Annotated in this window: 13 protein-coding genes; 11 read left to right on the top strand and 2 right to left on the bottom strand. The window is 64.9% G+C overall.

Annotated features, from left to right (window positions below; translation table 11 throughout):
* The first annotated feature begins 15 nt into the window (after positions 1-15).
* Positions 16-1,347: a DUF58 domain-containing protein gene (locus tag BM279_RS17305; RefSeq protein WP_093505728.1), complete on the top strand. Its 1,332-nt coding sequence runs from the start codon at positions 16-18 to the stop codon at positions 1,345-1,347.
* Between the two features lie 332 nt (positions 1,348-1,679).
* Positions 1,680-1,973 (top strand): hypothetical protein, encoded by a 294-nt coding sequence (locus tag BM279_RS17300; protein WP_093505726.1) that lies wholly within the window; start codon positions 1,680-1,682, stop codon positions 1,971-1,973.
* Between the two features lie 8 nt (positions 1,974-1,981).
* On the opposite strand, the gene BM279_RS17295 is transcribed toward BM279_RS17300, so the two are convergent.
* Both BM279_RS17295 and BM279_RS17290 read right to left on the bottom strand, forming a co-directional pair.
* Positions 1,982-2,869: a transglutaminase family protein gene (locus BM279_RS17295; RefSeq protein WP_093505724.1), complete on the bottom strand. Its 888-nt coding sequence runs from the start codon at positions 2,867-2,869 to the stop codon at positions 1,982-1,984.
* The gene (locus tag BM279_RS17290; RefSeq protein WP_093505722.1) at positions 2,866-5,328 is read right to left on the bottom strand and encodes a circularly permuted type 2 ATP-grasp protein; all 2,463 of its coding nucleotides are present in this window, start codon (positions 5,326-5,328) and stop codon (positions 2,866-2,868) included. The genes BM279_RS17295 and BM279_RS17290 overlap by 4 nt, the downstream gene beginning before the upstream one ends.
* Positions 5,329-5,513: 185 nt before the next feature.
* Between BM279_RS17290 and BM279_RS17285 the strand changes: the two genes are divergently transcribed.
* The 9 genes from BM279_RS17285 (at position 5,514) to acs (ending at position 18,428) form a co-directional block, all read left to right on the top strand.
* The gene (locus BM279_RS17285) at positions 5,514-5,690 is read left to right on the top strand and encodes a hypothetical protein (protein ID WP_013790070.1); all 177 of its coding nucleotides are present in this window, start codon (positions 5,514-5,516) and stop codon (positions 5,688-5,690) included.
* A gap of 45 nt (positions 5,691-5,735) precedes the next feature.
* A complete protein-coding gene (locus tag BM279_RS17280) occupies positions 5,736-8,690 on the top strand; it encodes a sensor histidine kinase (protein WP_167363163.1) in 2,955 nt (984 codons plus the stop codon).
* 93 nt (positions 8,691-8,783) lie between these two features.
* Positions 8,784-10,205 (top strand): sigma-54-dependent transcriptional regulator, encoded by a 1,422-nt coding sequence (locus BM279_RS17275; RefSeq protein ID WP_093505719.1) that lies wholly within the window; start codon positions 8,784-8,786, stop codon positions 10,203-10,205.
* A 646-nt stretch (positions 10,206-10,851) separates the two neighbouring features.
* The gene (locus tag BM279_RS17270; RefSeq protein WP_093505717.1) at positions 10,852-12,249 is read left to right on the top strand and encodes a polynucleotide adenylyltransferase PcnB; all 1,398 of its coding nucleotides are present in this window, start codon (positions 10,852-10,854) and stop codon (positions 12,247-12,249) included.
* A gap of 3 nt (positions 12,250-12,252) precedes the next feature.
* Positions 12,253-12,732 (top strand): 2-amino-4-hydroxy-6-hydroxymethyldihydropteridine diphosphokinase, encoded by a 480-nt coding sequence (gene folK / locus BM279_RS17265; RefSeq protein WP_093505715.1) that lies wholly within the window; start codon positions 12,253-12,255, stop codon positions 12,730-12,732.
* 207 nt (positions 12,733-12,939) lie between these two features.
* Positions 12,940-13,740: a 3-methyl-2-oxobutanoate hydroxymethyltransferase gene (panB, locus tag BM279_RS17260; RefSeq protein ID WP_093505713.1), complete on the top strand. Its 801-nt coding sequence runs from the start codon at positions 12,940-12,942 to the stop codon at positions 13,738-13,740.
* Positions 13,737-14,597, top strand: a complete 861-nt coding sequence (gene panC / locus BM279_RS17255; RefSeq protein WP_093505711.1) for a pantoate--beta-alanine ligase — start codon at positions 13,737-13,739, stop codon at positions 14,595-14,597. The genes panB and panC overlap by 4 nt, the downstream gene beginning before the upstream one ends.
* A gap of 106 nt (positions 14,598-14,703) precedes the next feature.
* Positions 14,704-16,368 (top strand): glucose-6-phosphate isomerase, encoded by a 1,665-nt coding sequence (gene pgi / locus BM279_RS17250; RefSeq protein WP_093505709.1) that lies wholly within the window; start codon positions 14,704-14,706, stop codon positions 16,366-16,368.
* A 122-nt stretch (positions 16,369-16,490) separates the two neighbouring features.
* Entirely contained in the window at positions 16,491-18,428 is a 1,938-nt protein-coding gene (gene acs, locus BM279_RS17245; RefSeq protein WP_093505707.1) for an acetate--CoA ligase, read from the top strand.
* The last annotated feature ends 46 nt before the right edge of the window (positions 18,429-18,474 follow it).

Here is an 18,474-nt window from a genome sequence, read left to right as displayed (position 1 = left end):
CCGGGATAAAGCGGCATGAAGCCCTCCTCCACCCTGCTGCGCCTGCTGGCCGGGCTGCTCGTGGTCGCCATCGTGCTCGGCGCCCTGGACGCGCTGTCGGTGGCCGTGCCCGAGCGACTCACCACCCTGTGGTGGGGCGCATTGCTGCTGCTCGCCGGCGTGGCGCTGGTCGACGCCCTGCGTCTGTCCCGCCTGCCCTCGCCGCGCCTGTCCCGCCAGTTGCCGGGCAATCTGCCGCTGGGCCGCTGGAGCGACGTGCGCCTGAGCGCCGAGCATAGTTACAGCAGCGGCCTGTACATCGAGATATTCGATCACACGCCCCAGGACATGGCCGTCGAGCACATGCCCCAGCAGGTCGAGCTGCGCCCTGGCGAACGCACCAGCTTCAGCTACCGCGTGCGCCCGCTGGTGCGCGGCCACTTCGTGCTGCCGCGCTGCGAAGTCAGCCTGCCGAGCCCGTTGCGCCTGTGGCAGTCGCGCCGCAACCTAGAGATGCGCGACGAAACCCGCGTCTATCCGGACTTCGCCCGCCTGTACGGCGCTCAGCTGATGGCCGTGGACGACTGGATCAGCCAGTTGGGCGTGCGCCAGCGCCAGCGTCGCGGCCTGGGTCAAGAATTTCACCAGCTGCGTGAATTTTGTGAAGGCGACACGCTGCGGCAGATCGACTGGAAGGCTACCGCCCGCAAACGCACACCCATTGCCCGCGAATACCAGGATGAGCGTGACCAACAGATTGTTTTCCTGCTCGACTGCGGCCGGCGCATGCGCAGCCAGGACGACGAGCTATCGCACTTCGACCACGCCCTCAACGCCAGCCTGCTGCTCAGCTACGTGGCCCTGCGCCAAGGCGACGCCGTAGGGCTGATGACCTTCGCCAGCGAGCACCGCCGCTACCTGCCGCCGGTCAAGGGCCAGGCCCAGGTCAATGTGCTGCTCAACGCCGTGTACGACCTGCAGAGCACCCAGCGCCCAGCCGACTACAGCGACGCGGTGGACGCCCTGCTCAAACGCCAGAGCCGCCGCGCCCTAGTGGTGCTGATCACTAACCTGCGTGACGAGGACGACGAAGACCTGCTGGCCGCCGTCAAGCGCCTCGAGCGTCGCCATCGCGTACTGATCGCCAGCCTGCGCGAGGACGTGCTCGACACCCTGCGCCACACCCAGGTGCAGGACTACGAATCGGCGCTGAACTACTGCGGCGCGGTGGATTACCTCAACGCCCGCAACACCCTGCACGAGCGCCTGGCAGCTCATAACGTGCCAGTGCTCGACGCGCGTCCTGGCGAGCTGGGGCCGGAACTGGTCAACCGTTATCTGGCCTGGAAAAAGGCTGGCGTTCTCTAGAACCTGCTCAGGGTCTTTTTAAGCGACACAAAGCGGCTGCAAAAAAGCAAAAGCGTACGGCAGGCACGGATCTTTGTGGGAGAGGCTTTAGCCTCGAGTCTTTTATCAGGGCAAACAAAGAGCTCGGGGCTAAAGCCCCTCCCACAAGTTCGTGAAATGCTGCTCTCGCCACATTGCAGCCAACATCCCGAAGTCGAGCCGAAGGATCGTGAACAGGTCTTTAGGCCGAGCGCGCCGTTCGTCCCGCTGCCGCTACTTTGTTACCGACGGCTGCCCAGGCAGACGCCATTCCTTATACTGCGCCCCAACGTTTTCGCCTGTGGAGCCTGCCCGTGAACTTTTCGTCCTGGACACCCAAGGAGCGCCTGATTTCTGCGGCCTTTTTCGCCGTGGCCATTGGTTGCCTGCTGTACGGTTTCGCCTCGGGCGTGCCGCCGATGAGCAGCGAGTTCTTTTCGATGTTCGCCGTGGTCTCGCTGGTGATCGGCCTGGCCCTGACCCCGAGTTTCATGCTCAAGCCACTTCGCGACAGCCTCGGCGCCAACCTGTCCACCCCGCTGCGCATCGCCTTGGGCTTCTTCTGCGCCTTCCAGCTGGTCGCCGTGCTCCGCGTGATCGCGGCCTGAACCCCGCCCTACAGCGGCGTGACCGTGACCTGAACGACTGGATCATGATGGCCACCGCCGAGAATCACCCCGCGCAGGGGTGATACATCGCCGAAATCGCGGCCCCAGGCCAGGGTGATGTGCTCCAGCGCCGGCAACAGGTTGTTGGTGGGGTCGAAGTCCACCCAACCGTTGTGCGGGCAATACACCGATACCCAGGCGTGGGACGCATCGGCGCCGATCAGCCGCGCCTGCCCGGGTGGCGGCTGGGTCAGCAGGTAGCCGCTGACGTAGCGGGCGGCAAGCCCACGCGAGCGCAGGCAGGCGAGCATCAGGTGAGCGAAGTCCTGACAGACCCCGCGCCGCTGCTCGAGTACCGCCAGCAGCGGCGTCGCCACCAAGGTGGCGCTGGCGTCGAAGGCGAACTCGCCATGGATCTTGTGCATTAGCGCCTGTACGGCTTCGAGCAGCGGGCGCTCGGGCGCGAAGCAGTCGGCCGCGAAGGCGTTGAAGGCCACATCCAGCCCCACATAGGGCGAGGCGAATCGATAGCGCACCGCGTCCAGCATCTCGGTGGACAGGGCGTGGCGCTGGTAGCGCAGCGCCTGGCGCACAGCGCTCCAGGACGGCGAACCCTGCAGGTCGACCGGGCTGCGCGGCAGCACCTCGACGCTCAGTTGTGCGCGCACGTGCAACGCATCGTGGGGCCGCTCGAAGGCCAGACGGGTCAGCGGATTGCCGAATACGTCGACGCCATCGCGGCGCTGGCAGGGCTCGGGGCTGACCAGCAGCTGCCGCGCATCGCAGCGCTGCCAGGCGCATTCCCGCGGCCAAAGATGCGCGAGTTGCTGGGCCAGAGAAACCGGCGCCGCGTAGCGGTAATGGGTGTCGTGCAGCACCTGGTAACGGCGGCTCATGAAGACTGGGTTCCCTGGCTGGCCGCCACGTGGGCAAAAAACCGCAGGCTCAGTTGCTCGGAGACCGCGCCAGCGCCCTGACCGATATCCGCGAGCAACCCGGCCAGGCCGTCGAGCACCGCGCGAACGCCGCCGGCGCCGAACAGCGGATCTTCCAGGCTGTGCAGGTCGAAGGCGCTCAAACGGCGTTCGAGCTGTGCCAGATCAGGATTGGCTTCCATCTCGAAGCGCTCGGCCAGGCGTTTTAGGGCACGCAGCAGCAGGCGCAGCTGATACAGAACGGCATGGGGGTTGCGCTCATCGAGCAGCAGCAGGTCGAGCACCGGAATCAGCTGGGCGCTGGCCATATAGCGAGTGCGATAGGTGATCGAGCTGTTGCCCAGCTCCAGCAGCCAGTCCAGCGCCGCAGCGTCGTCACTGGTACCGATGCGCAGGAAGCCGCCGATGCTGTCGCAGAGAAACTGTAGGCGCTCGATACAGCGACCGATCATCAGAAAGCGCCAGCCCTCATCGCGAGTCATGTCGTCAAGGGCGAAACCGGATAACGCAGCCAGGGAAATCATCAGCCGGTTGAGCACATCCAGCAGCTGGCCAAGGTCGCCATCACGGCCTTCCAGCTGCTGCAGATCGCGCTGCAGCTCGACCATGGCCTGCCAGTTGGCCTGGGACAGCTTGCCGCGCACGCTGCCGGCCGTCCATTGCAGGCGCTGCAGGTTGACGCGCACGCTGCCCGGCCACTCGCTACCGAGCAGTGCTTCGCGCAAACGCGCCTCCAGGCTGCCATGGGCCTCATCGGGCAAGGTGCCGAGCGTCTCGGCGAGTGCGAACATGGCCTGCAGTGCCCGCGGGTCATCATCGTCTTCGACGTAACGCGCCAACATGATGCGCAACAGCCGCGCGTTGTCCTCGCAGCGCTCGCTGTAGCGCCCGAACCAGAACAGGTTTTCCACCACCCGAGAGGGCAGGTAGGGGTCGCTGCGCACCAGATCGGCAGCGCCCAGAGCCCGCGTGCCCTGCCATTGCTCACCCGGCGCCTGGCGCTCGCCGAGCACCCAGGTGTCCTTGCTGACGCCGCCACTTTGCATGGACATCACGTCGGTTGCGCCTGCCACGGCCGCACGGGTCAGGCCGCCTGGCATCACCCGGTAGCCGTCGCCACTGGCCACGGCGAACACGCGCATGCCGATGACACGTGGCTGCACACCGGCCTCACCGAACCACACCGGTGCCCGGGACAGCTGCACGGAAGCCTGGGCAACGTAGGCCTCCGGTTGCTGGCGCAGGTGCTCGGCATCGGGATTGCGGCCCTGCGCCAAGCGCTGGGCTGCTGAATAGGGCCGGATCAACCAATTCGGCAAGTCTTCCAGCACCTTGGCCAGCACCGGCGGCTCGCCGCACCAGGCACTGTCGATGCCAGGCAACAGCAGCGGCTCGCCGAGCAAACGCTCGCTGACCGCCGGCAGAAAGCCGCTCAACCCGGGCGACTCCAGCAGGCCGGAGCCCAGGGCATTGGCCACCAGCACGCGCCCCTGGCGTACCACTTCCAGCAGCCCGGGCACGCCGAGCGCCGAATCGCTGCGCAGCTCCAGGGGATCGCAGAAATCATCATCCAGCCGACGCAACATCGCATGCACGCGTTGCAAGCCGGCAAGGGTCTTGAGGTAGAGCGTGGCGTCGCGCACGGTCAGGTCGCTGCCTTCCACCAGTGGGTAGCCGAGCTGGCGCGCCAGGTACAGGTGCTCGAAGTAGCTTTCGTTGAAACGCCCGGCGGTCAGCACCACCACCAGCGGCGTGTCGTTACCGGCCGGCGCCTGGCTGGTCAGAGTATCCTGCAGAGTGCGGAAGAAACCGGCCAGGTGCTGCACGCCAAGATCGCGGTACAGCTCGGGAAAGGCCCGCGAAATGATCTGCCGGTTCTCCAAGGCGAAGCCGGCACCGGCCGGCGCCTGGGTGCGATCGGCGACCACCTGCCAGCGACCGTCTGCCGAACGGGCCAGGTCCACCGCATACAGATGCAGAAAAGTGCTTCCAGGCGGCTGCACGCCCTGGCACGGCCACAGAAAACTCTCGTGCCCGAACACCAGTTCCGGCGGCAGCAGCCCTTCAGCCAGCAAATGCTGGGGGCCGTAGAGATCAGCCAGCACCTTGTTGAGTAGGCCCGCGCGCTGTGCCACGCCGGCGGCGATGGTCTGCCATTCGGCCGCCGGTATCAGGTTTGGCAACAGGTCCAGTTCCCAGGGGCGGTCGGCGCCATCGGGATCGGCATAAACGTTGTAGGTAACACCGTTGGCCTGGATCTGCCGGGTCACCATTGCCTGGCGCTGCTGCAACTGCGCGGGCGTGTTGCGGCGCAGCTGGCTCAGCACCGGCCGCCAGTGCGGGCGCACCTGCCCCTGGCGGTCGAGCAGTTCGTCGTAGGCCGCCCCGTCAGGCAGGTATCCGGCAAGCAGATCAGGCATGAAGATTCCAATGCAGTGCGTAGATGGCGCGGCAACGCCACGCGCGGTAAAAGCGTAGCCGCTATGGGCATTGATCAGCCAGCAAGATATGCGCCAGCGCTGCGCCACGCGCCAGCCGAACGATGCCCCTTCGCCAGCGCCCCGCGCTTCCGTTACCATCGCCACACTCAGTAGCGAGACGCGGCATGTATATCTATCGATTGGTTCTGATTCTGGTAGTCGGCATCTACCTGTTCTCGCCTGCCATCATGGACTGGTGGATCGACCCCAACGGTGCCTGGTACCGCCCCTACATGCTGTGGCTGATCCTCATCGTGGTGACCTTCGTCCTGCAGAGCCAGCGCGATGCTGACGAGCTCTGAGCCCATGCGCCAACCCGCCGCCTCCCCTGACGCGCCAAGCCGAGAATGCCGATGAGCTTTAGCCTCAGCGGGCTGATGCTGATCAGCGCCGCCTACCTGCTGGTCCTCTTCGCGGTCGCCTGGTGCGCCGACCGTGGGCTGATCCCGCGTCGTTTCATCCGTCACCCGCTGACCTACACCCTGTCGCTGGGCGTGTACGCCAGCGCCTGGGCCTTCTATGGCAGCGTCGGTCTGGCCTATCAGTACGGTTATGGCTTTCTGGCCAGCTACCTGGGCGTGACCGGCGCCTTTCTGCTCGCCCCGGTCCTGCTCTACCCGATCCTGCGCATTACCCGCACCTATCAGCTGTCGTCGCTGGCCGACCTGTTCGCCTTCCGCTTTCGCAGCACCTGGGCCGGTGCGCTGAGCACCCTGTGCATGCTGGTCGCCGTGCTGCCGCTGCTGGCCCTGCAAATCCAGGCGGTGACCGACGCCATCGGCATCCTCACCCGTGAGACGGTGCAGCCACAGATCGCCCTGGCGTTCTGCGGGCTGTTCATCCTGGTGACCATTCTGTTCGGCGCGCGCCATCTGGCCACTCGGGAGAAGCACGAAGGCCTAGTGTTCGCCATCGCCTTCGAGTCGGTGGTCAAGCTGGTGGCTATGGGCGCCATCGGCCTGTACGCGCTGTATGCCGTGTTCGACGGCCCGCGCGATCTGGAGCAATGGCTGGTGCTCAACCAGACCGCGCTCTCCAGCCTGCATACGCCGCTGCAGGAAGGCCCGTGGCGTACCCTGCTGCTGGTGTTCTTCGCTTCGGCCATCGTCATGCCGCACATGTACCACATGACCTTTACCGAGAACCTCAACCCGCGCGCGCTGGTCAGCGCCAGCTGGGGCCTGCCACTGTTCCTGCTGCTGATGAGCCTGGCCGTGCCGCTGGTGCTGTGGGCCGGGCTGCGCCTGGGCTCGACCACCAGCCCGGAGTATTTCACCCTGGGCCTGGGCTTGGCAGTGGAGAGCCCGGCGCTGGTGCTGATCGCCTACATCGGCGGTCTGTCGGCCTCCAGCGGGCTGATCATCGTCACCACCCTGGCGCTGTCCGGCATGCTGCTCAACCACGTGGTGCTGCCGCTCTACCAGCCGCCGGCCGAAGGCAACATCTACCGTTGGCTGAAGTGGACGCGCCGCGCGCTGATCGTCGCCATCATCCTGGCCAGCTACGCCTTCTACACCCTGCTCGACGCCCAGCAGGACATGGCCAACCTGGGCATAGTCTCCTTCGTCGCCACCCTGCAGTTCCTGCCCGGCGTGCTCTCGGTGCTGTACTGGCCGACCGCCAACCGCCGCGGTTTTATCGCCGGCTTGCTGGCTGGCATCGCGGTGTGGTCGGTGAGCATGCTGCTGCCGCTGATCGGCACCCTGCCCGGCCTGTACGTGCCGGTGCTGGATCTGGTCTACGTGCTCGACGACAGCAGCTGGCACATGGCAGCCATCGCCTCGCTGGCCATCAACGTGCTGGTGTTCACTCTGGTTTCGGTGTTCACCGACTCCAGCCCCGAGGAAGACAGCGCCGCCGAAGCCTGCGCGGTAGACAACGTGCGCCGCCCGCAACGCCGCGAGCTGCTGGCCCTGTCGCCCCAGGAATTCGCCGCCCAGCTGGCCAAGCCGCTCGGCGCCAAGACCGCCCAGCGCGAGGTCGAACAGGCCCTGCGCGACCTGCACCTGCCCTTCGACGAAAGCCGCCCCTACGCCCTACGCCGTCTGCGCGACCGCCTGGAGGCCAACCTGTCCGGGCTGATGGGCCCCAGCGTCGCCCAGGACATCATCGAATCCTTCCTGCCCTACAAGTCCGGCAGCGAAGGCTACGTGACCGAGGACATCCACTTCATCGAGAGCCGCCTGGAGGATTACCACTCGCGCCTCACAGGCCTGGCCGCCGAGCTCGATGCCCTGCGCCGCTACCACCGCCAGACCCTGCAGGAACTGCCCATGGGCGTCTGCTCGCTGGCCAAGGATCACGAAATCCTGATGTGGAACAAGGCCATGGAGGAACTCACCGAGATTCCCGCCCAGCGCATCGTCGGCTCGCGGCTGTCAACCCTCGCCGAGCCCTGGCGCGAACTGCTGCAAAGCTTCATCGAAAATCCGGACGAACACCTGCACAAACAGCGCCTGGCCCTCGATGGCCAGACCCGCTGGCTGAACCTGCACAAGGCGGCCATCGACGAGCCCCTGGCACCCGGTAACAGCGGCCTGGTGCTGCTGGTCGAGGACCTGACCGACACGCAGATGCTCGAAGACAAGCTGGTGCATTCAGAGCGCCTGGCCAGCATCGGCCGCCTGGCCGCCGGGGTGGCCCACGAGATAGGCAACCCGATCACCGGCATCGCCTGCCTGGCGCAGAACCTGCGCGAGGAACGGGAAAGCGATCCGGAACTGACCGAAATCAGCGGGCAGATTCTCGAGCAGACCAAGCGGGTCACACGTATCGTTCACTCGCTGATGAACTTCGCCCACTCCGGCAACCACCAGCAGGCCGACGAGCCGGTGTGCCTGGCCGAAGTCGCTCAGGAAGCCATCGGTCTTCTGGCGCTCAATCGGCGCAGCGTCGACGTGCAGTTCTTCAACCTGTGCGACCCCGCGCACCGCGCCGGAGGCGACCCACAGCGCCTGGCCCAGGTGCTGATCAACCTGCTCAGCAACGCTCGCGACGCCTCGCCTGCTGGCGGCGCGATCCGCGTGCGCAGCGAGGCTTCGGAACACACTGTCGACCTGATCGTCGAGGACGAAGGCAGCGGAATTCCAAAGGGCGTGATGGACCGGCTGTTCGAGCCATTCTTCACTACCAAGGACCCCGGAAAAGGAACCGGACTCGGCCTCGCGCTGGTCTATTCCATCGTGGAAGAGCATTATGGCCAGATAACAATCGACAGCCCGATCGACCCCGAGCAGCAACGTGGCACCCGCATCCGGGTGACGCTGCCGCGGCACATCGAGGCCATGCCACTGGCGAACTAAATTCCGAAGAACCGCATTCCTGGGATGCGCGCGGCCCAGTTTGGCTGTAGCCCCAGGAAGCAGGTTCGGAGACCGTCGAGAGAATTCGTTTACATGCCTCATATCCTGATCGTCGAAGACGAAACCATTATCCGCTCCGCCCTGCGTCGACTGCTCGAACGCAACCAGTACCAGGTCAGCGAGGCCGGTTCGGTACAGGAAGCCCAGGAACGTTTCGACATTCCCGGCTTCGATCTGGTGGTCAGCGATCTGCGTCTACCAGGCGCTCCCGGCACCGAGCTGATCAAGCTGGCCCAGGGTGCCCCGGTGCTGATCATGACCAGCTATGCGAGTCTGCGCTCGGCGGTCGACTCGATGAAAATGGGCGCCGTCGACTACATCGCCAAACCCTTCGACCACGACGAAATGCTCCAGGCCGTGGCGCGCATCCTGCGTGACCGCGAGGCGCGCAATCAGGCTGCCGGCACGCCGGCCACGGCACGCAGCGCCGAGAAAGCCGATAAGGCCGCCACCGGCGAGATCGGCATCATCGGCTCCAGCCCGGCCATGCTGGAGCTGTACAGCAAGATCCGCAAAGTCGCGCCCACCGACTCCAACGTGCTGGTGCAGGGCGAGTCCGGCACCGGCAAGGAACTGGTCGCCCGTGCCCTGCACAACCTCTCCAAGCGCGCCAAGGCGCCGCTGATTTCGGTCAACTGCGCAGCGATTCCGGAAACCCTGATCGAGTCCGAGCTGTTCGGCCACGAGAAAGGCGCCTTCACCGGGGCCAGCGCCAGCCGCGCCGGCCTGGTGGAAGCGGCCGACGGCGGCACGCTGTTTCTCGACGAGATCGGCGAACTGCCCCTGGAAGCCCAGGCGCGCCTGCTGCGCGTGTTGCAGGAGGGCGAGATCCGCCGGGTCGGCTCGGTGCAATCGCAAAAGGTCGATGTGCGCCTGATCGCCGCGACCCACCGCGACCTGAAAACCCTGTCGAAAACCGGCCAGTTCCGGGAAGACCTTTATTACCGCCTGCACGTCATCGCCCTGAAGCTGCCGCCGTTGCGCGAACGCGGCGCCGACGTACTGGAAATCGCCCGCGCCTTCCTGGCCCGCCAGTCGGCGCGCATGGGCCGCAGCGACCTGCACTTCGGCCCGGATGCCGAGCAGGCCATCCACCATTACAGCTGGCCAGGCAACGTGCGTGAGCTGGAGAACGCCATCGAGCGTTCGGTGATCCTCTGCGACGGCAGCACCATCAACGCCGACCTGCTGGGCATCGACATCGAGCTGGAGGATCTGGACGAGGACGTGTTCATGGGCCTGGCGACGCAAAGCGCCGCGGTGAATGCAACCAGCCAGGATCCCAACGAAGACCTGTCACTGGAAGACTACTTCCAGCACTTCGTCCTCGAGCATCAGGACCACATGACCGAGACCGAGCTGGCCCGCAAACTGGGCATCAGCCGCAAGTGCCTGTGGGAGCGCCGTCAGCGCCTGGGCATCCCACGTCGCAAGTCGGGCGCGGCCAGCGAGTAGAGTGCCGTGCACGCTCTAGGGCGGGTGTTACCGCCGATCATGACAACACGTAACAAAGCCGGGGTTTACGGTAACGGAATCCCGGCTTTTTTTTGCCCGGCAAACAGTCGAAAATCTCAAGCCATTGTTTTTAAAGGAAAAAATAAAAACTGGCACGCCGAATGCTTTATCTCTGGCACAACAACAATAACAAGTATGACCCACGATAATAAAAATAAGACGTAACGGCTTCAGCACAATAAGAACAAGATCGCAGAAGGCGCAGCTAACTGATTATTTTGGAGAGGATCGCCTCTCGGCACCACAGCCAGACAGACAACAACAATAAATGTCGACGGTCAGCACCCACGGGTGAGGATCAGGGCCTGAGGTAGCGTCAGCATCCAAAATAATCCGTTCGCTCTTGCTCCCACTCGGGAGGTACTCCGGACCTGATCCGGAACAGGCACCCCAACAAGAACAACAGCCTGCATAACAAGAACGACGTAACGCACTACTTAAGGGGAGCTTCGGCTCCCCTTGTCGTTTCCCGCCCCGGCCTGCCCGCCACCCCGCTTACGCCCCTAAGTCACCTGATGCTAGAATCCGCGCTATTTCTGCGCCTTTACATTATTCTGGCCGCTCAATTCGCCATACAGTGCCCTCCATGCTGAAAAAGCTGTTCAAGTCCTTCCGCTCGCCGCTGCGCCGTGCGCACCAGCCTCACAGCACGCCGCACGTGCTGAACAACAACCAGCACCCGATCCAGCGCGGGCAGATCAGCCGCCACGCCATCAGCGTGGTCGAGCGTCTGCAGAACGCCGGCTACGAGGCTTATCTGGTTGGTGGCTGCGTGCGCGACCTGCTGCTGGGCATCGAGCCCAAGGATTTCGACGTCGCCACTAGCGCCACGCCGGAGCAGGTGCGGGCCGAGTTCCGCAATGCGCGGGTAATCGGTCGCCGCTTCAAGCTGGTGCACGTGCACTTCGGCCGCGAGATCATCGAAACCGCGACCTTCCGTGCCAATCACCCGGAAGGCGACGAGGAAGAGAACAGCAACCAGTCTTCGCGCAACGAGAGCGGCCGAATCCTGCGCGACAACGTGTACGGCACCCTGGAAGACGACGCCCAGCGCCGTGACTTCACCATCAACGCGCTTTACTACGACCCGGTTTCCGAGCGGATTCTCGACTACGCCAACGGCATGCACGACATCCGCAACAACCTGGTACGGCTGATCGGCAACCCGACTCAGCGTTACCAGGAAGACCCGGTGCGCATGCTGCGCGCCGTGCGTTTCGCCGCCAAACTGGACTTCGACATCGAGAAGCACAGCGCCGACCCGATCCACGACCTGGCGCACCTGCTGGGCGGTATCCCGGCCGCGCGCCTGTTCGATGAAGTGCTCAAGCTGTTCCTCAGCGGCTACGCCATCTACACCTACGATCTGCTAGTCGACTATGGCCTGTTCGGCCAGCTGTTCCCGGCCAGCGCCGCGGCGCTGCGGCAGAACCCCGAATACACCGACACCCTGATCCGCAACGCGCTGGACAACACCGACCTGCGCATCCATCAGGGCAAACCAGTCACCCCTGCCTTCCTGTTCGCCGCTCTGCTCTGGCCCGCTTTGCCGGCCCGGGTGATTCGCCTGCAGGAGCGCGGCATGCCGGCCATTCCTGCCATGCAGGAAGCCGCCCACGAACTGATCGCCGAGCAGTGCCAGCGCATCGCCGTTCCCAAGCGCTTCACCATGCCGATCCGCGAAATCTGGGACATGCAGGAACGTCTGCCCCGCCGCAGCGGCAAGCGCGCCGATCTGTTGCTGGAGAACCCCCGCTTCCGCGCCGGTTACGACTTCCTGCTGCTGCGCGAGAGCGCCGGCGAGGAAACCGGCGGCCTGGGCGACTGGTGGACCGAGTATCAGGACGCCAGCGACAGTGATCGCCGGGTGATGATCCGCAATCTGTCCAGCAAGGACGAGCCTGGCAGCGCGCCGCGCAAGCGTCGCCGCAGCGGTGGCGGCAAGCGCAAGCGCGCGCCGCAGAACGGCGGCGCCGGCGAGTAAGTGATGGAACGCGTCTATATCGGCCTGGGTAGCAACCTGGCCGAGCCCGCCGAACAGCTGCGCCAGGCCCTGGTGGCCCTGGAGCAATTGCCAGACACTCGTCTGGCTGCGGTCTCCTCCTTCTATGTCAGCGATTCGCTGCTGCCTGGCCAGCCCCGCTATACCAACGCCGTCGCTGCACTGGAGACAGGGCTAGAGCCACTGCAGCTGCTCGACGCCCTGCAGGCCATCGAGCTGGACCAGGGCCGCGAACGCCATGAGCGCTGGGGACCACGCACCCTGGATCTGGACATCCTGCTGTTCGGCCAACGGCTGATCGACGAGCCGCGCCTGCGCGTGCCGCACTATCACATGCACGCCCGTGCCTTCGTGCTGTACCCGCTGGCGGAACTTGCCGACGGGCTGCAACTGCCCGACGGCCGCCATCTCAGCGAACTGCTGGCGGCCTGCCCGTTCGAAGGTCTGGAGCGTTTACAGCCCTGATACGCTGGGCACACGCCTGCGGTAACGGCGTAACAGCGCGGTAACACATTCGATTGACTTGCGCCCCTGCCATCGGGACTATAGCCACCCATTGCCCCCACCGGGGCCACATTGAAGCAGTATTGCTGCCCCTTCGATGCCAACGTGAACCTGCGCCACGAGAGCCTGCCCAACAGGCCCGCACAGGTTCCGAGTGAGGATACCTTCATGCCTGATGTAACCCTGACCACCCTGCGAGCGCTCAAGCAGAAGGGTGAGAAAATCACCATGCTGACCTGTTACGACGCCACCTTCGCCGACGCCTGCAGCAAGGCCGGCGTCGAAGTGCTGCTGATCGGCGACTCGCTGGGCATGGTGCTGCAGGGGCACGACAGCACCCTGCCGGTGAGCATGGCCGATACCGTCTACCACACCGCCAGCGTCAAACGCGGCAATGCCGGCGCGATGATCGTCGCCGACCTGCCGTTCATGGCCAACGCCACCGTCGAGCAGACCCTGCACAACGCCGGGCTGCTGATGCAGGCCGGCGCTCACATGGTCAAGGTCGAAGGCGCCGCCTGGCTGGCCGAGTCGATCACCAAACTGGCCGAACGTGGCGTGCCGGTGTGCGCGCACATGGGCCTGACGCCCCAGGCGGTGAATATCCTCGGCGGTTACAAGGTGCAGGGCCGCGAACACAACCAGGCGCGCCAGATGGTCGCCGACGCCATCGCTCTGGAGCAGGCCGGCGCGGCCATGCTGCTGCTCGAATGCGTGCCGAGCGACCTCGCTGGCGAGATCAGCCGCGCAGTGAAAGTGCCGGTGATCGGCATCGGCGCAGGCCCGGATACCGACGGCCAGGTACTGGTGCTGCACGACATGCTCGGCCTGTCGCTGAGCGGCCGGGTGGCCAAGTTCGTGAAGAACTTCATGCACGGTCAGCCGAGCATCCAGGATGCCCTCGCCGCCTACGTGAAAGAAGTGAAAGCAGTCAGCTTCCCCGCTGCCGAGCACGGATTCTCCGCATGAACACCGTCAAGACCGTGCGCGAGCTGCGCGCCGCCGTCGCCGAAGCTCGCAAGCAAGGCAAGCAGATCGCCCTGGTGCCGACCATGGGCAACCTGCACGCCGGCCATGCCGCGCTGGTGGAAAAAGCCGCGCAGTGCGCCGACTTGGTGGTCGCCAGCATCTTCGTCAACCCGATGCAGTTCGGCCCCGCCGAAGATCTCGACAAATACCCACGCACTCTGCAGGCCGACCAGCAGCGTCTGACCGAAGCGGGCTGCCATCTGCTGTTCCACCCGGATGTCGAGGAAATGTACCCCGGCGGCATGGGCGAGCAGACGCGCGTCAGCGTGCCCGGTGTGTCCGAGGGCCTGTGTGGCGCCAGCCGCCCGGGGCACTTCGAAGGTGTGGCCACGGTGGTTACCAAGCTGTTCAACATGGTGCAGCCGGATATCGCCGTGTTCGGCCAGAAGGACTTCCAGCAACTGGCGGTGATCCGCACGATGGTGCGCGACCTGAACATGCCGATCCAGATCATCGGCGAGCCGACGGTACGCGCTGAGAGTGGCCTGGCGCTGTCCTCGCGTAATGGCTACCTGAGCGATGCGCAGCGCGAGACCGCCGCCGTGCTCTACCGCTCGCTGCAGCAGATCGCCCAAGCCATCCAGAGCGGTGAACGCGACCTGCCCAAGCTGATCGCTGCGGCACAGCAGGAGCACGTCGCTGCTGGTCTGCGCGCCGATTACCTGGAAGTGCGCGAAGCCCAGAGCCTGCGTGCGGTCAGCCCTGGTGACCGCGAGCTGGTGGTGCTGGTGGCGGCCTACCTGGGTAACACCCGGCTGATCGACAACCTGAGTTTTAGCCTGGATCAGGGCTACTGACCCACCGCATCACCTACACTGAAAGCCCGGAGACTCATCCGGGCTTTTTAGTATGCACAATCACCACTGAAGCCTGCCCCAACCCAAGCCCCAACAAGGAAGCCCCATGGCGTATCACCGTCAGCCGCTCGATGTTCTTGCCCTTCCCACCTGGCAGGCGCTGCAACAGCACCGCCAGGCCATGCAGCGCTTCAGCATGCGCGATGCCTTCGCCGCCAACCCACGGCGCTTCGAGCAGCTTTCCCTGAGCGCTTGCGGGCTGTTTCTCGACTATTCGAAGAACCTGGCCAGCGACGAGACCATCGCTCTGCTGATGGCCCTGGCCCGTGAAGTCGGCCTGGAGCAATCGATCCGCGCCATGTTCGACGGCGAGAAACTCAACGCCTCGGAAGGCCGCCCGGCGCTGCACACCGCCCTGCGCCGGCCGCTGGGCGACAAGGTGCTGGTCGACGGCGTGGACGTGATGCCCCAGGTGCAGCGCGTGCTGCAGCAGATGACCGAACTGGTCGGGCGCATCCACAGCGGCCTTTGGCGCGGCTACACCGAGAAGCCGATCACCGATGTGGTGAACATCGGCATCGGCGGCTCCTTCCTCGGCCCGCAGCTGGTGTCCGAGGCGCTGCTGCCGTTCGCCCAGCGCGGCGTGCGCTGCCATTACCTGGCCAATATCGACGGCAGCGAATTCCACGAGCTGTCGGCCAAGTTGCAGGCGGAAACCACCCTGTTCATCGTTTCGTCGAAATCCTTCGGCACCCTGGAAACCCTGAAGAACGCCCAGGCCGCGCGCGGCTGGTACCTGGCCCAGGGCGGCTCGGAAGCCGAGCTATACCGCCACTTCATCGCCGTATCGAGCAACCGCGAGGCGGCGGTGAGCTTCGGCATCCGTGAGGAAAACATCTTCCCGATGTGGGACTGGGTGGGCGGCCGTTACTCGCTGTGGTCGGCCATCGGCCTTCCGATTGCTTTGTCCATCGGCATGTCCAACTTCAAGGAGCTGCTGGCCGGCGCCTACAGCATGGACATGCACTTCAAGACCGCGCCCTTCGAGCAGAACATGCCGGTGCTGATGGCCCTGCTGGGCATCTGGTACGGCAATTTCTGGGATGCCCAAAGCCAGGCGATCCTGCCGTACGACCACTACCTGCGCAACATCACCAAGCACCTGCAGCAATTGGACATGGAGTCCAACGGCAAGAGCGTGCGCCAGGACGGTAGCCCGGTCAGCGGCGCCACCGGCCCGGTGATCTGGGGCGGCGTGGGCTGTAACGGCCAGCACGCCTATCATCAATTGTTGCACCAAGGCACCCAGCTGATTCCCGCGGACTTCATCGTTCCGGTGGTGAGCTTCAACCCGGTCGCCGATCACCATCAGTGGCTGTACGCCAACTGTCTGTCGCAGAGCCAGGCACTGATGCTCGGCAAATCCCGCGAGGAAGCCGAGGCCGAACTTCGTGCCAAGGGCATGAACGAAGACGACGTGCAGCGCCTGGCGCCGCACAAGGTCATCCCCGGCAACCGGCCGAGCAACACCCTGGTGCTGGAGCGCATCAGCCCTCGCCGCCTCGGCGCACTGGTGGCGCTGTACGAGCACAAGGTGTTCGCCCAGAGCGCCATCTGGGGCATCAACGCTTTCGACCAGTGGGGTGTGGAGCTCGGCAAGGAGCTGGGCAAGGGCGTCTACTCGCGCATGGTCGGTAGCGAGCCGAGCGCCGCGGAAGACGGCTCGACCCAGGGGCTGATCAACTATTTCCGCGGTCGTCATCGCGGGTGATGCCTGCTGCGGGCGCCCATTGCCGGGCGCCCGCAACACTTTGCGTCACTCGGCAACAGCGCCTCAAAACTTGGCTGCTACCCTTGATGTCTATCGCGGACATAACAACAAAGGTACCCGCCATGTCTCTCCCGCATATTTATCCCGTCAGCGACGCCGCTCGCCAGCACACCCACCTCGACGACGCCGCCTACCAACGCCTCTATCGCCAGTCGGTCGACGACCCGCAGGCCTTCTGGGGCGAGCAGGCCAAGGCTTTTCTCGACTGGTTCAAACCCTGGGACGAAGTCTGCAGTGGCAGCCTGAGCAAAGGCGATATCCGCTGGTTTTCCGGCGGCCAGCTGAACATCAGCCACAACTGCATCGACCGCCACCTGGCCAAGCGTGGCGACCAGGTGGCGCTGATCTGGGAAGGCGACGATCCTAAGGATTCGGCCTCCATCACCTACAAGCAGTTGCACGAGCAGGTCTGCCGTCTGGCCAATGTGCTCAAGAAACGCGGCGTGAAGAAAGGCGACCGAGTCTGTATTTACATGCCAATGGTGCCCGAGGCGGCCTACGCCATGCTCGCCTGCACGCGCATCGGCGCCGTGCATTCGGTGGTATTCGGCGGCTTCTCGCCGGACGCGCTGCGCGACCGCATTCTCGACGCCGACTGCCGCACGGTGATCACTGCCGATGAAGCGGTACGCGGCGGCAAGCTGATACCACTCAAGAGCAACGTCGACAAGGCCATGGCGAGCTGCCCCAACGTCTCCACCGTGCTGGTGGTGAAACGCACCGGCAACGCGGTCGGCTGGGATGAGAAGCGCGACCTCTGGTACGCCGAGGCCATACAGCAGGTAGGCGCCGACTGCCCCGCCGAGCCGATGGACGCCGAAGACCCGCTGTTCATCCTCTATACCTCCGGCAGCACCGGCAAACCCAAGGGCGTGCTGCACAGCACCGCCGGCTACCTACTGCAGGCAGCGATGACCCACAAGTACGTGTTCGACTACCACGACGGTGACATCTACTGGTGCACTGCCGATGTCGGCTGGGTCACCGGGCACAGCTACATCGTCTATGGTCCGCTGGCCAACGGCGCCACCAGCCTGATCTTCGAGGGCGTGCCCAACTACCCGGATACCTCGCGTTTCTGGCAGGTGATCGACAAACATCAGGTGAACATCTTCTACACCGCGCCGACCGCCCTGCGCGCGCTGATGCGTGAAGGCGAGGCGCCGGTGAAGAAAGCCTCACGCAGCAGCCTGCGCCTGCTAGGCAGCGTCGGCGAGCCGATCAACCCGGAAGCCTGGGAATGGTACTTCAAGGTGGTCGGCGAGCAGCGCTGCCCCATCGTCGACACCTGGTGGCAGACAGAGACCGGCGCCATCATGATCACCCCGCTGCCCGGCGCCACCGACCTCAAGCCGGGCTCGGCGACGCGGCCGTTCTTCGGCGTGCAGCCGGTATTGCTCGACGAACAGGGCAAGGAGATCGACGGCCCGGGCGCCGGCGTACTGGCGATCAAGGCCAGCTGGCCGAGCCAGATCCGCAGCGTGTACGGCGACCACCAGCGCATGCTGGACACCTACTTCACCGCCTACCCCGGCTACTACTTCAGCGGTGACGGCGCGCGCCGCGACGAGGATGGCTACTGGTGGATAACCGGGCGCATCGATGACGTGATCAACGTCTCCGGCCACCGCATCGGTACCGCCGAGGTGGAAAGCGCCTTGGTGCTGCACGACGCCGTGGCCGAGGCCGCCGTGGTCGGTTACCCCCATGACGTCAAAGGCCAGGGCATCTACGCCTTCGTCACCACCATGAACGGCGTGGAGCCGAGCGATGAACTGAAGAAAGACTTGCTCAGCCTGGTCGGCAAGGAAATCGGCAGCTTCGCCAAGCCGGAGCTGATCCAGTGGGCGCCGGGCCTGCCAAAGACCCGCTCGGGCAAGATCATGCGCCGCATCTTGCGCAAGATCGCCTGTAACGAGCTGGATAGCCTCGGCGATACCTCGACCCTGGCCGACCCGAGCGTGGTCGACAGTCTGATCGAACAGCGTCTCAACAGCTGACGCCCGCTCCATGGCCTGACATTTGTGAGGCCATGGAGTCTCTTGC

Source organism: Phytopseudomonas straminea, assembly GCF_900112645.1.
GTDB classification, from domain to species: Bacteria; Pseudomonadota; Gammaproteobacteria; order Pseudomonadales; family Pseudomonadaceae; genus Aquipseudomonas; species Aquipseudomonas straminea.
The sequence above is the reverse complement of the archived record's forward strand: the minus strand, read 5'-3'. Positions and strand labels throughout refer to the sequence as shown.